11 protein-coding genes are annotated in these 13,905 nt (G+C 35.3%); 8 read left to right on the plus strand and 3 right to left on the minus strand.

Going from position 1 to position 13,905, the window contains the following annotated elements:
- Window positions 1-283 precede the first annotated feature (283 nt).
- The 4 genes from buk (at window position 284) to L3049_RS16230 (ending at window position 5,243) form a co-directional block, all read left to right on the plus strand.
- Complete coding sequence (buk, locus tag L3049_RS16215; RefSeq protein WP_275110866.1) at window positions 284-1,360, plus strand: butyrate kinase; 1,077 nt, start codon at window positions 284-286, stop codon at window positions 1,358-1,360.
- Window positions 1,361-1,705: 345 nt separating this feature from the next.
- A complete protein-coding gene (locus tag L3049_RS16220; protein WP_275110867.1) occupies window positions 1,706-2,173 on the plus strand; it encodes an NADH-quinone oxidoreductase subunit NuoE family protein in 468 nt (155 codons plus the stop codon).
- A 44-nt stretch (window positions 2,174-2,217) separates the two neighbouring features.
- On the plus strand, window positions 2,218-3,402 hold the full coding sequence (locus L3049_RS16225; RefSeq protein ID WP_275110868.1) for an NADH-ubiquinone oxidoreductase-F iron-sulfur binding region domain-containing protein: 1,185 nt from the start codon (window positions 2,218-2,220) through the stop codon (window positions 3,400-3,402).
- A gap of 50 nt (window positions 3,403-3,452) precedes the next feature.
- Window positions 3,453-5,243: an NADH-dependent [FeFe] hydrogenase, group A6 gene (locus L3049_RS16230; RefSeq protein ID WP_275110869.1), complete on the plus strand. Its 1,791-nt coding sequence runs from the start codon at window positions 3,453-3,455 to the stop codon at window positions 5,241-5,243.
- A 79-nt stretch (window positions 5,244-5,322) separates the two neighbouring features.
- Here the strand turns inward: L3049_RS16230 and kdsA are convergent, their stop codons facing one another.
- From kdsA to L3049_RS16245, 3 genes are read right to left on the minus strand one after another with little or no spacing between them, the layout of a single operon-like run.
- Window positions 5,323-6,141, minus strand: a complete 819-nt coding sequence (gene kdsA / locus L3049_RS16235; protein WP_275110870.1) for a 3-deoxy-8-phosphooctulonate synthase — start codon at window positions 6,139-6,141, stop codon at window positions 5,323-5,325.
- Between the two features lie 54 nt (window positions 6,142-6,195).
- Window positions 6,196-7,470: a replication-associated recombination protein A gene (locus tag L3049_RS16240; RefSeq protein ID WP_275110871.1), complete on the minus strand. Its 1,275-nt coding sequence runs from the start codon at window positions 7,468-7,470 to the stop codon at window positions 6,196-6,198.
- A gap of 27 nt (window positions 7,471-7,497) precedes the next feature.
- On the minus strand, window positions 7,498-9,474 hold the full coding sequence (locus L3049_RS16245) for a tetratricopeptide repeat protein (protein ID WP_275110872.1): 1,977 nt from the start codon (window positions 9,472-9,474) through the stop codon (window positions 7,498-7,500).
- Window positions 9,475-9,642: 168 nt separating this feature from the next.
- On the opposite strand from L3049_RS16245, the gene L3049_RS16250 reads away from it, so the two are divergent.
- From L3049_RS16250 to L3049_RS16265, 4 genes are all read left to right on the plus strand, one after another.
- On the plus strand, window positions 9,643-10,353 hold the full coding sequence (locus L3049_RS16250; protein ID WP_275110873.1) for a cytidylate kinase-like family protein: 711 nt from the start codon (window positions 9,643-9,645) through the stop codon (window positions 10,351-10,353).
- A gap of 210 nt (window positions 10,354-10,563) precedes the next feature.
- Window positions 10,564-11,772: a C1 family peptidase gene (locus L3049_RS16255; protein ID WP_275110874.1), complete on the plus strand. Its 1,209-nt coding sequence runs from the start codon at window positions 10,564-10,566 to the stop codon at window positions 11,770-11,772.
- Between the two features lie 189 nt (window positions 11,773-11,961).
- Window positions 11,962-12,543, plus strand: coding sequence for a porin family protein (locus L3049_RS16260; protein WP_275110875.1), 582 nt, complete (start codon window positions 11,962-11,964; stop codon window positions 12,541-12,543).
- A gap of 141 nt (window positions 12,544-12,684) precedes the next feature.
- Window positions 12,685-13,872, plus strand: coding sequence for an ATP-binding protein (locus L3049_RS16265; RefSeq protein WP_275110876.1), 1,188 nt, complete (start codon window positions 12,685-12,687; stop codon window positions 13,870-13,872).
- Window positions 13,873-13,905: the final 33 nt, after the last annotated feature.

Consider the following 13,905-nt stretch of genomic DNA (forward strand, 5'->3'; position numbering starts at 1 on the left):
TCATTCATTTCCTATTTATTTAATCATTTACTATGTGTTCTCATTGCTGACTTTTTTTGCAATGAGTAAATTGTTGTGTCCAAGTTTTATTTCCTTCCTAGAGCAAAGGCAACGGATATCTATATTTTGAAAGGGATATGTCGTTCGTTGGTGTCAATTTATTACTAAAAATCAAACTAAATTGAGAAATTGAAGTAAAATATCTTAAAATGGTATTGAATTCTAATCAAGTTTGGTATTTTTGCAAACAAATTGAACAAACTCAAACAAACATACATAACAAATGGAAAATCGCAGAATTTTAGCTATCAATCCGGGATCTACCTCTACAAAGATTGCCGTGTATCAAGGCGACAAATCAGTATTTCTAAAAAATATTAAGCACTCTAACGAAGAGTTAGCTCAATTCAATAGCATTTCAGAACAATTCGAGTTTCGTAAGGATATTATTCTTAAGGAATTGATTGATGCTGAAATCATGATTGATTTAATTGAAGCTGTTGTTGGTCGTGGTGGTTTGGTTAAGCCAATTGAATCAGGTGTGTACTTGGTTGATGAGAAGCTTAAAGCTGATTTACGTGTTGGTGTTCTTGGTGAGCACGCAAGTAATCTTGGTGGACTAATTGCTGATAATATTGCTCAGTCTCTTCCAAATGCTAAAGCTTATATCGCTGATCCGGTTGTTGTAGACGAGATGATTGATGTTGCTCGTGTTTCCGGTCATCCGGAGTTTGAGCGCATTTCAATTTTTCACGCTTTGAATCAAAAAGCTGTGAGTAGAGCATTTGCTTTATCTGTTGATAAAAATTACGAAGATTTAAACATCATTGTTGCTCACCTTGGTGGAGGTATCTCTGTTGGGGCTCACCTTAAAGGGCGTGTAATCGATGTGAACAATGCATTAGACGGTGAAGGACCTTTCTCTCCTGAACGTTCAGGAACTCTTCCTGCAGGTGCATTAGCTAAGCTTTGCTTTAGCGGTGATGTTACTTTGGATGATGTGAAGAAAATGATAAAAGGAGAAGGTGGATTAGTTGCTCATATGGGAACTAATGATGCTTACGAAATTGAGTTGAAAGCTAAGGATGGGGATGCAAAAGCTCAATTAATTCAAGATGCAATGGCATATCAAGTTGGTAAGTCAATTGGTGCTTGTGCTGCTTCTCTTAAAGGTGAAGTTGATGGTATTGTCTTAACTGGTGGGATTGCTCACAATGGCGATTTAGTTAACTATGTGAAAGAAATGGTTTCATTTATTGCTCCGGTAATTGTTTACCCGGGTGAAGATGAAATGAAAGCTCTTGCAATGAATGGTTATATGGTTCTACGAAACGAAATAGAGCCTAGAAAATACTGCTAAGAATATAACTTTTTGCTATAGAGAGCCTTTGGTAATGTACCGAAGGCTTTTTTTGTGCTCATATTTTTAAGTTTTGTAGTTTAAAAGAAGTCTAAATTGAAATTAAGTATGTTTTTGAGCATGTTCTATTGAAGATAAGAATTTTTTATTATAGATTCTTATCTCTTCAAACATTATATTTTATAGGCTTTTTAGGAATTAGCTTATGTTATGTATTGTAGTATTTTGACATATTCTTATAAGATGTTGGAATAGAGTGTTGTTGATTTAATAGAGAAAAATTTCTTTAATTTTTTTATCTTAAGAGTGTAACTCTATTAATATTAACTCTAAAACCATTACTTTATGGATTTTCAAGAAAAATTAGTGCAAGAATTGGTTTCGAAACATGGGAGAGATAGAGAGAATCTACTTCCAATTTTACAGGGGGTGATTGATGAGGAGAGATATCTTTCGGAAGAAGCAATTCTTAAGATTTCGAAAGAAATGAGCATACCTGCCGCCGATGTATATGGAACGGCTAGTTTCTATTCATTTCTGGATATTGTACCTCGTGGAAAATACGTTATTCGCGTATGCAAAACCATAACCTGTGCTATGAAAGGAAAGAACCAAATTCTTTTGGCATTGGAAGATTTCTTGAAAATAAAGTTGGGAGATACAACGCCTGATAAACTCTTTACAATACTTGAAACAAATTGTCTGGGCTGGTGCCATAAAGCACCTGCTATGCTTGTTAACGATGACGTTTATACAGAACTGACCCCAGACTCAGTTGTTGATATTCTTCGTGAGTACAAAGAAGAAAACTAAATGTAAAGTCAAAAAGCAAAACTAACATCTAAATGCCCTTAGGTATGACAAAAACTAAACAACTCAATAGAATAGATTTGATTTTCAAAAATGAAAATGATTGTAAGGAGATTCTACAAAAATCATTCGATCGTTCTCACGAAGAGATAATCAACGAAATGGTTAATTCAGGACTGAAAGGTCGTGGAGGAGCCGGTTTTCCAACAGGATTAAAATGGAAGTTAACAGCTGAGGAAACAGAGAAAAAGAAATATGTCATCTGTAATGCAGATGAGGGAGAACCAGGAACTTTTAAGGATAGAGAGATTCTTACCCGGGTACCTCATAAAGTTCTTGCGGGAATGGCAATGTGTGCTAAAATTATTGGAGCAAAAGAGGGGTATATATACTTGAGAGGAGAATATAAATTCTTAGTTCCTGATTTGAAAAAGGAGTTGAGAAAATTTCATGATATACTTGATGAATTAGGATTGAATTTTCGTGTAGAAATATTCATGGGAAGTGGTGCTTATATCTGTGGAGAAGAATCAGCCCTATTTGAATCAATGGAAGGGAAACGCGGAGAACCTCGAAATAAACCTCCATATCCAACACAGTGTGGGTATTTAAATAAACCTACTGTAATTAATAATGTAGAAACGCTGGCTCACTCATACACGATTATGAAGTATGGGGCAAAGAAATTTCGTGAATTAGGTGTTAAAGATTCATGGGGTTCAAAAGTATTTTCTGTTTCGGGTGACACACCAATTCCAGGTATTTACGAACTTGAATTGGGTATGAGTGTTCAGGATTTTGTTGATGATTTTGGAGATGGCGACACTAAGGCAGTACAGGTTGGCGGAGCATCGGGTTTTCTGGTTCCTCGTAAACGTTTTGCAAAATCACATATTGGCTATCAGGGAAAACTAACTGGAGTTTCCTTACCAACAGGAGGATCAATGATGATTTTCAATAGTTCGCGCTCGATGTATAATGTTCTTAATAATTATTTAGACTTCTTCGAAGAGGAGTCATGCGGTCAGTGTACACCATGTCGCGTGGGTTGTCAACAATTATTGAAAGGCATTAAAGCTGTAAAACGAGGAGAAAAACCAGCAGCTTATCTTGATAAACTTCTAAAGTTAACAGACACGATGCGTCTGACAGCTAAGTGTGGTTTGGGACAATCTGTTGCAAACTCTTTTTCCTCTATTGTAGAAAATTTCCGGGAGGAAATGATTTACTAATTAAGAAAATAACCAATCTAAAATTTTGAACAATTTAAACTAAAATTGATATGGCAAATATGATCAATTTATCAATTAATGGTATAGCTGTTAGTGTAGAGGAAGGAAAAACGATACTCGAAGCAGCAGAAAAATTACATATACATATTCCAACCTTATGCTATCATAAAGACCTCTGTGTCGCAGGTAATTGCAGAGTTTGTGTCGTGGAACAAGCTGGCGTTGATCGCTTGGTGGCTTCTTGTGCAACTCCTGTGAATGAAGGTATGGAGATTAATACAAACAGTTTAAAAGTAAGAAATTGTCGTAAGCATATTATTGAGTTATTATTGGCTGAACACAATGAAGAGTGTACCAAGTGTTATCGCAACGGGCATTGTGAATTACAGACTATTGCAGCAGATTTGCAAATAACCAATCAAGATTTTATCGATTTAGTTCCTGATCAGTTTTATAGTATAGATTCACTATCTCCTTCAATCGAAAAAGATGATAGTAAGTGTATTCGTTGTCAACGTTGTGTGAGAACATGTGCAGATATTCAAAGCGTGGGTGCAATTGCAGTAGCACATAAAGGTGCCGAAATGAAAATATCGACCTTCTATAATCATCCTTTGAATGAAGTTGTATGTACAAATTGTGGTCAATGTATTGTGCATTGCCCAACTGGTGCATTGGTAGAGAAATCCTATGTTGAGCAAGTTTGGGACGCTATATCAGATCCTGAAAAGCACGTTGTGGTTCAAACGGCTCCGGCTGTTCGTATTGGTTTAGGTGAAGAGCTTGGTTTTGAGGCTGGAACCAGTGTGACTAATAAAATGGTTTCTGCTCTTCGTCGTTTAGGTTTCGATTCAGTTTTGGATACTGACTTTACGGCTGATTTAACGATCATGGAAGAAGGTACAGAGTTGCTTACTCGATTAAAAGGTGCATTAGTCGATGATAATCCGGATGTAGCTTTACCAATGGCGACTTCTTGTTCTCCGGGTTGGGTAAAATATATCGAACACAAGTACCCTAAGTACTTACCAAACTTATCGACTTGTAAATCGCCACAGCAGATGTTTGGTGCATTGGCAAAGACTTATTACGCTAAGAATATTGATGTAGATCCTGCGAATATTGTTTCTGTTTCAATAATGCCGTGTACAGCGAAAAAATATGAAGCTAATCGACCAGAGATGAAAGATAGCGGTTATAAGGATGTTGATTTGGTTTTGACAACCCGGGAATTGGCTGTAATGATTAAGCAAGCAGGTATCGAGTTCGATCAGTTAAATGAAGAGAATTATGATTCTATAATGGGAATTGGATCCGGAGCTGGTTTAATTTTCGGAGCAACAGGTGGTGTGATGGAGGCAGCTTTACGTACAGCTTACGAAATTGTTACCGGGCGTGAAGTACCTTTTGAAAATCTCGAAATTAAGCCTGTTCGTGGCTTAGATGGTGTGAAGGAGGCTAATATTTTAATCGAAAACGTTCTTCCTGAATGGAGTTTCTTAGAAGGCGTTGAACTAAAGTGCGCCATTACTAATGGTTTAGAGAATGCACATCAGCTGATGGAGTCAATTGACAATGGAGATCGATTCTACCATTTCATTGAAATTATGGCTTGTCCTGGTGGATGTTTAGGTGGTGGTGGTCAGCCATTCCCGGTTGATGATGAAATTCGTCGAAAGCGTATGGAAGCTATTTATGCTGAAGATTTGTCCTTACCTGTTCGTAAATCACATGAAAACCCTGAAATCACTCAAATTTATCAGGAATTTTTGGAAGAGCCACTGAGTCATAAATCTCATAAGCTCCTTCATACAAGTTATGTGAAGAGGGAACAATATTAGTGTTTAGGTAAAGACTAATAGAGTGGTAATTAGTGAGTGAAAAAAGATCCGGTTGTTAGCCGGATCTTTTATTTTGTATTTAAAAGTTGTTTACAACCTTACGAATAGCAACAAGTTTGGTCAGTAAATCTTCAAGGTGATCTAAGTGCAACATATTCGCACCATCAGATTTTGCATTTGCCGGATCAGGGTGAGTTTCAATAAAGATACCATCAGCTCCAACTGCTATACCAGCTTTTGCAACGGTTTCAATTAGGTCCGGACGTCCTCCTGTTACACCAGATGTCTGGTTTGGTTGCTGTAATGAATGTGTAATGTCTAATACAACAGGACAATTATTCTCTTGCATTGTTGGAATTCCTCGGTAATCTACAATCATATCCTGGTAGCCAAACATATTCCCACGGTCGGTTAATACCACCTGATCATTCCCCGATTCTCTAACTTTATTAACTGCAAACTTCATAGATTCAGCAGATAAGAACTGACCTTTCTTAATATTCACAACCTTACCTGTTTTAGCAGCAGCTACTAATAAGTCTGTCTGACGACATAGGAATGCAGGGATTTGTAAGATATCGACATATTGAGCAGCCATTGCAGCTTCCTCAGCTGAGTGAATATCTGTAACAGTTGGTACACCAAAAGTATCACTAACCTTTTTCAATATCTTTAAGGCTTTTTCATCACCAATTCCTGAAAATGAATCCAATCTGGAACGATTTGCTTTACGGTAAGAACCTTTGAACACGAAAGGAATTTCAAGCTTGTTAGTGATTTCTACTATACGCTCTGCAATTTGCATTGCAATTTCTTCACCTTCTATAGCGCATGGTCCTGCTAAAAGAAAAAAGTTACCTGATTCGGTATGTTTTATATTGGGAATATTTTTAATCATGATATCTTGTTTGTTTTGTGCAAAAGTAAGTAATTTTTGTGTTTATTAATCGAATTAAAAACGGTTCTTCCACCAAGCTTTTAATCGTTCCCAATTTTTTACTTCTTGCGCATTTTGTTGAGGAATGTATAGTCTTTGATTTTTAATTTGATCAGGAAGATATTCCTGATCGACAAAGTTGCCGGGGTAGTCGTGTGAATATTTGTATTCTTTGCTGTAGCCCAAGTCCTTCATCAACTTGGTTGGTGCATTACGTAAATGTAATGGTACGGATAGGTTTCCTGTTTCACGAACCAAAGCTTGTGCTTTGCCAATTGCCAAATAGGAAGCATTACTTTTTGCTGATGTTGCTAAATAAATAGCAACTTCCGAAAGAATAATTCTCGATTCAGGCATACCAACCAGATTTACCGACTGAAAGCCTGCATTGGCTAGAAGCAAGGCATTGGGGTTAGCTAAACCGATATCTTCGCTTGCTGAAATGACCAAACGGCGCGCAATAAATTTAGGGTCTTCTCCCCCCTCAATCATTCTGGCCAACCAATAAACAGCTGCATCAGGATCGCTACCTCTAATCGATTTAATTAAAGCAGATGCAATGTCATAATGCTGTTCTCCATCCTTATCGTACATCGATGGGTTTTCCTGAAGCTCCTTTGTTACCAGCTCATTTGTTATTGTAATTGAATCGGTCGTTTGAGAATTTACGACAAGCTCCAGAATGTTTAATAATTTTCGAGCATCACCGCCAGAGAATTTTAGTAGAGCATCCTTTTCCTGAGTTACAATCTCCTTTTCTTTTAAATAGCTGTCATTTTTAATCGCAAACTCGACTAGAGCTTCCAAGTCTTCTTTCTCCTGAGCTTTTAAGACGTAAACCTGACAGCGTGAAAGCAAAGGTGATATAACCTCAAAAGAAGGGTTTTCAGTTGTAGCACCAATTAAGGTGACTGTTCCGTTCTCAACAGCTCCCAATAATGAATCTTGCTGCGATTTGCTGAAACGATGAATTTCATCGATAAATAAAATAGGGTTCGGAGTAGAAAAGAATTTTTGTTTTTCAGCTTTAGAAATGACTTCCCTCACATCCTTAACACCAGAGTTAACTGCTGAAAGAATATAAAATGGACGGTTCAATTGGTTGGCTATAATTTTTGCCAATGTCGTTTTCCCAACCCCGGGAGGTCCCCACAAGATGAAAGAAGAAATATTCCCCGACTCAATCATTTTTCGAAGAACAGCTTTCTCTCCGACCAAATGTTTTTGCCCCAAATAATTTTCGAGATTCGTAGGACGTAATCGTTCAGCTAAAGGCTGATTGGCGGTCATCTATTGTTATATTCTATTTGTGTAGTACTAATTTTTGTTGCAGTATCTTTTAATTACATTATATGCATCAAGCAATCCTAATTCACCAGCTTTACTTAAATCTTCGTAGGCCAAATCTTTCTGATCTAGAAACAGGTAAATTAAACCTCTATTGTAATAGGCTTCGGTAAAGTTCGGATCTAACTGCAATACCCAATCATAATCTGCAATTGCTTTATCAAATTGCTTCGACTTTGCATAAATATTTGCTCTATTGTATATTGAAAACAAAAAGGAAGGATCAAGTTGTATCGCTTTGGAATAATCTGCAATGGCATTGCTGTAATCCACAACCATTTCATTCTGATTATTTGATTTTCCTGGCTGCAAACTAAGAAGAGATTCACCGCTTTCTTCAATTGATTGAATGTAATCTGTCATTGCCGCAGAAGCATTTGCTCTATTGAAATAAGCAAAACCAAATGAGTTGTCCATGGCAATGGCTTGACTAAAATCTTCAATGGCTTTGTTGTATTTTTTATCTAACAAATGATAATTTCCTCTATGGAAATAGCCTTTGGGGTTGCCATCTTTGATTAAGTAATTGGCACTTTTAATCTGAACTTCTATTAGCTCTTTAGGATGTTTAAGAAACCTGTTGTCGATGGTAAAAGCAGGATTGTAGTTCTGCTTTTGATTGTATTTCATTATCGATTGATCGTAGTATTGAACTTTCCCAGCTCTTAAAGTATCAATACTTAAATGTGTAATATGGAAATTGTTTTCCAACTGTATTGTCACATATTTATCTTGAACACGACCTTTTACAATTTCTTCAGTAAAAGACTCTTTTGAATTTAAGTCAATTAATTTTTGAAAATTTTCAGTGGTATCTACAAAAGCAGACATAGCACCTTTTTCTTTCATTGTTTTATAGCGTTCAATTATTAAATGAGCTTGATTTCTATCTTGAATTGCTCCTGTAATGTTATTCAATTGTTGTTTTGCCGATGATCTGGCCAAGTAGGCTTTTGCAAAATCAGGATAAATTTTAATTGCAGTACTATAATCAGCAATAGCTCCATTTAGATCTCCAATATCCATTTTTACAAAACCACGGTTGAAGTAAATCAGCATATTGTCAGGATTCATTTCCAAAACATTATTGAAATCTTCAATAGCGGAATTGTAATCTCCAATCTCTGACTTAAGTAAAGCTCTATTGTAGTAGCAGTGAGCATTGTTAGGATCTAATTCCAAAACCTTATTGTAATCTTCAAGTGCTTTTTTTGGATCTTTATTTTCGTAATTAGCCATTCCACGACTCATGATTACACGTGTATTCTCAGGATCAATTTTTAATGCTCTATCGTAATCTTCAATTGCTTCGGCATATTTTTTTAGTTTGAATTTTAGATAGCCTCGATTACCAAATGCATCAGCTGAAAAATCATTGAGCTGAATAGCCTTATTGCAATCTTTAATGGCACCTTCAATATCATTCATATTATCACGAACAATCGATCGATTTAAATAAGCACCCATAAGTTTTGGGTTAATATGAATTGCTTTAGAATAGTTTTCTTCAGATTCCTTAAATCGAGAAAGTGCAGCCAAACTGTTTGCTTTACTAAAATAGATGTCAGCATTGTTTGGTTTGAACTCCAGAGCCTTTTCAAAATCCATTAGAGCGCTTTCGTATTCTTTTAACTGATATTTTGAAATACCACGATACAGGTAAGCAAAAGTATAGTTTGGATTTAGTTCTAGTGCTTTTGTATAATCAACGCAAGCTCCCGTGAAATCTTCTAAATGTGATTTGGCTAATCCTCTAAAAAAGAATGGTTCGGGTAGGTAAGGTTTAACCCTAATGATGTCATTAAATTTATTAATCGCTTCGGTGTAATCATCAAAGTAGATTGCATTTCGACCATTGTCAAATATGTTCTCAGTATTTAATTGTCCACTTACATTTAAAGTAATAAGTGAAAATAGGCTTATTATGAGTATTTTAATTTTGGGCATTAGCTGTTTTTTTAGGACTAATTTTAGTTCGGAATACAAATTTAAGAAATTATATTTCCTTCTTTTAAATAATGACTCTATATAACAAAGAAACAAGCCATTTCATTTCCATTTTTTCTTAAAAAAGCTTAAATTAATAAGAGAGCTTAATCTAATAAGGAGGTGAAAATGAATAACATTCTGTTAAAATACATGGAGAATCGGTTTCAGTCTAAAATATTAGATCCTAAGCAAGGTATTTTTTGTGAGGGGCCGGTTGTAACTATTTCCCGAGAATGTGGTTGTACGGCATTAAACATCGCAAATATGATGGCTGAGAAATTGACTGCAAAGACGGGAAATAAATGGACGTGCTTAACCAAAGAGATTTTAGAAAGATCAGCTAAAGAATTGAATTTGGATCCTGTAAAAATTGAATATGTTTTTAATTCGAAGGAAAAATCGACTTGGGATGAGATCCTTGGGGCTCTTTCAAGTAAATATTATCAAAGCGATCGAAAAATAAAGAAGACTATTGCCGAAGTTGTTAAAGGTTTTGCAGCAAAAGGCAACTGTATCATTATTGGTAGAGGAGGTGTTGTTTTAACGCAAGATATTGAAAGATCTTTTCATATAAAATTGCAAGCTCCCTTAGACTGGAGAGCTAATCAATTGCAGAAAATTTATAATTTGAGTACCAATGAGATGATAAAATACGCTAATGAGATTGACAAGAAAAGGGCCATTCTGCGTAATTATTTTAATAAAGAACCATTGCCGAATACTGTTTTCGACGTTATTTATAATTCTAAAAAATTAATGGATGAACACATTGTAGATACTAGTATTAACTTAATGGAGTTGAAAGGTGTTCTTGGTAAGCAAATTGTAATGGGATAAATAGGGTCTAATAATATTGAGAAGAGAAATTGACAAATTGTTGATTTCTCTTTTTTTATGCTCAAAATGTAATGCTTTATAAGTAGTACAACGCCTATAGCTTATATTTCGTCGAAAAAATGTGTTAAAATGGGGATTTGAGTTGCTTGTATATTCGATTTTGTTACTTTTGCAACCGTTTGAAATGAGATTATATTAAAACAAAATAAGATGAAAATTAAATTACTAAGCGTAATGCTTTTGGCGACTGGTATGTTACTATCATCGTCGGTTGAAGCAAAAAAGAAAGAAGAGAAGAAGGAAGAAGGTTATGTTTTTACGGATATTAAAAGATTACCTGCTACATCTGTAAAAGATCAGCACCGCTCGGGTACATGTTGGGCTTTTTCGGGACTTTCGTTCATGGAATCAGAAATGATGCGTATGGGTAAGCCTGAGGTGGATTTATCTGAGATGTTTGTGGTTTATAACTGTTACTCTGATAAGGCTATCAAAGACGTTCGTTTGAGCGGTAAATTCAACTTTGGTGGTGGTGGAGCTTTCCACGATGTAACTTATGTGTGGAAAAATTACGGTATCGTTCCAGAGAGTGTTTACCAAGGCTTAAATTACGGTGAAGAAGGACATACGCATGGCGAACTTGATGCAGTTTTGAATGACTACGTAGGAGCAGTTATTAAAAATAAAAACAAAAAATTAACACCAAACTGGCATAAAGGTTTCGATGGTGTTTTGGATGCTTACTTAGGTAAACTGCCTGAAACTTTCGAGTACGAAGGAAAAGAGTATACGCCAAAATCATTTGCTAAAGATTTCACCGGTCTTAATGCTGATGACTATATCGAGATTTCATCTTATACTCATCACCCATTCTACGAGAAATTCATTATCGAAGTTGGTGACAACTGGTTATGGGACGAGGTTTATAACTTGCCTATCGACGAAATGATGGAAGTAATGGAAAGCGCAATCATGAATGGTTACACAATTGGATGGGCTTCTGACGTAAGTGAAAAAGGTTTTGCATACCGTAAAGGTGTTGCAATTGTTCCTGAAGCTGACACTAAGAACATGAGCGATTCTGAAATTTCTAAATGGCAAGATATGTCAGACAAGAAAAAGAGCGCTATGCTTTATAGCTTCGAAGGTCCTGGTGCTGAAAAAGTAATTACTCAGGAGATGCGTCAGATTGCATTCGATAACTACACAACAACGGATGATCACGGCATGCATATTGTTGGTATTTCTAAAGATCAAAAAGGTAACAAGTATTTTATTGTAAAAAATTCTTGGGCAGAAAGCAACCCGTATAAAGGGTATTTCTATGCTTCTTTCCCATTCGTAGCATACAAAACAATGTCTTTCATGATTCATAAAGATGCTTTGTCGAAAGAAATGAAAAGTAAATTGGGTTTGTAATAGCCTAATAACTATAATATATAAAACCCGGCCAGTTTGGCCGGGTTTTTGCTTTTCACATATTTCTTGAATAATTATTTTATATGAATACTAATATTCTATATCTTAGTATTTGTTTTTTAACGATAAATGAAAGAAAATCCACTTTTTTAGGGGATTTATAATAACATGAATGTAAAGAAATTAACTATGAAAAAGATTTTTTTAGTTGCAGTAATCTGCATGTTTTCAAGCGCCCTATTTGCACAATTATCTTCTCCTGTGAACTTTGGTTTGCATGCAGGTTTGGTAAGTACAAAAGCAGATACTGACTTTGGTGGTGTTAGCGGAATTAAAGAGAAAGCTGATAATGGTATGATGATTGGAGCATTTCTTAGAATAAACATGAACAAATGGTATTTGCAACCAGAGTTGAATTACGTTTCAAGAAATACTGAAGTGAAAGTTCTTAATGAAACTTATGATTTTAAAACAAAGAGTCTGGATATCCCAATGCTATTAGGATACAAAATTATTAAACTACCAGCTTTTAAATTAAGAGCATTTGCTGGTCCTGTTGCTTCATTTAAGATTGATGATAGTCTAAAAAGTAGTGTAGAAGGAAGACTAGATGGTGATTTTAAAGGTGCTGTTTGGAATGGTAAATTTGGAGCAGGTATCGATGTTTGGAAATTGACATTAGATGTAGATTATGAAGTTGGATTCTCAGATGTTGCGGAAGATTTAAAACAAAACATGGTAAATGTGACCTTAGGATTTAAATTGTTCTAAGATCCATTTTAATGATATTTAAAACTGCTGATTTTGGTCAGCAGTTTTTTTTTGTCAAATTCTTGTATAAGATTGTTTGCAAGTCTTTTTTTGAATTTGGTATATTTACCACCTAAAGCTATAACCATCAAATTCATCGAAATGTCTTTAAGTCCTGATAAAAAAATAGAACTACTTAAGAATTTAGATTTTCTTGCGGAGCAGAATCAGGAAGGCTATCGTTTTTTGAGTGGTATTGTTGATGAGCTTAATGTGAAAAAGGGAGAAACTATTTTTTCAAAAGGAGATTTTGGTGGTGCAGCTTATATTATTAGCAAAGGATCGGTTCAAATTCATGATGAAGGACACGTATTTATTGAACTTGAAGAAGGAAAAAGTTTTGGTGAATTTGCATTTGTAAAATCAGAGGAAAGATCGGCTTCTGCAAGTGCTAAAACCGATTCGGTTTTGCTTAAATGTACCGAAGATCATATTAAACAGTTAGAAAAGGAATTTGGAATTAAAATTATAGACTCCATTCTAATTCCTTTGCAGAATGTTAAAAAGAGAATGATTGTTAAAGATCTTTTGGAGGAGGAATTGACCAAGCAAAAGGCAACAATTGAAAAACAAAGGAAAGAACTTGAGTTGTTGAATGCTACCAAAGACAAATTCTTTTCAATTATTGCTCACGATTTAAAAAATCCATTTGCTTCATTAATTGGAGCTTCCGACTTACTTGTTGATGGTGCCAATGAATTAAGTCAAGAACAAGTAAAGACCTTCTCTGGAATAATTAATCAATCTGCACGACAAGCTTTTCGTTTGTTGGAAAATCTTTTGGATTGGTCTCGTACGCAAACAGGATCCATTGCTTGGAAGCCTAAGCAAGTTGACTTATGGGATTTGGTTAATGAAGTCGTAATTCTTCTTACCGGAAGTGCAGAGAACAAACAAATTGAATTAGAAGCAAAAATTGATGAGGATTTGACCGCTTTTGTTGATCCAAACATGATAAATACTGTTGTTCGAAACTTGGTTTCCAATGCCATTAAATTTACTCCACGTGGAGGCAAAATTCTCGTAGAATCAAAACTGTCTGATGATTTTATTGAAATATCAGTAACAGATAATGGTGTAGGGATTAAGCCTGATAAATTAGATCAATTGTTCCAAATTGGAGAGAGTGTTGTAGGAATTGGAACCGAAAATGAAACAGGAACAGGTTTGGGACTTATTTTGTGTAAGGAATTTGTAGAAAAACACAAAGGCAAATTAAGTGTTGAAAGTGAAGTAAATGTTGGTAGTACCTTTAAATTTACAATCCCATTTTCTACCTCTAAAAAATAACCTCTTAAAACCTTTCACGTAACATCTTTTTGT

Origin of the sequence: Labilibaculum sp. DW002, from assembly GCF_029029525.1 — a bacterium.
Taxonomy (GTDB): Bacteria; Bacteroidota; Bacteroidia; order Bacteroidales; family Marinifilaceae; genus Paralabilibaculum; species Paralabilibaculum antarcticum.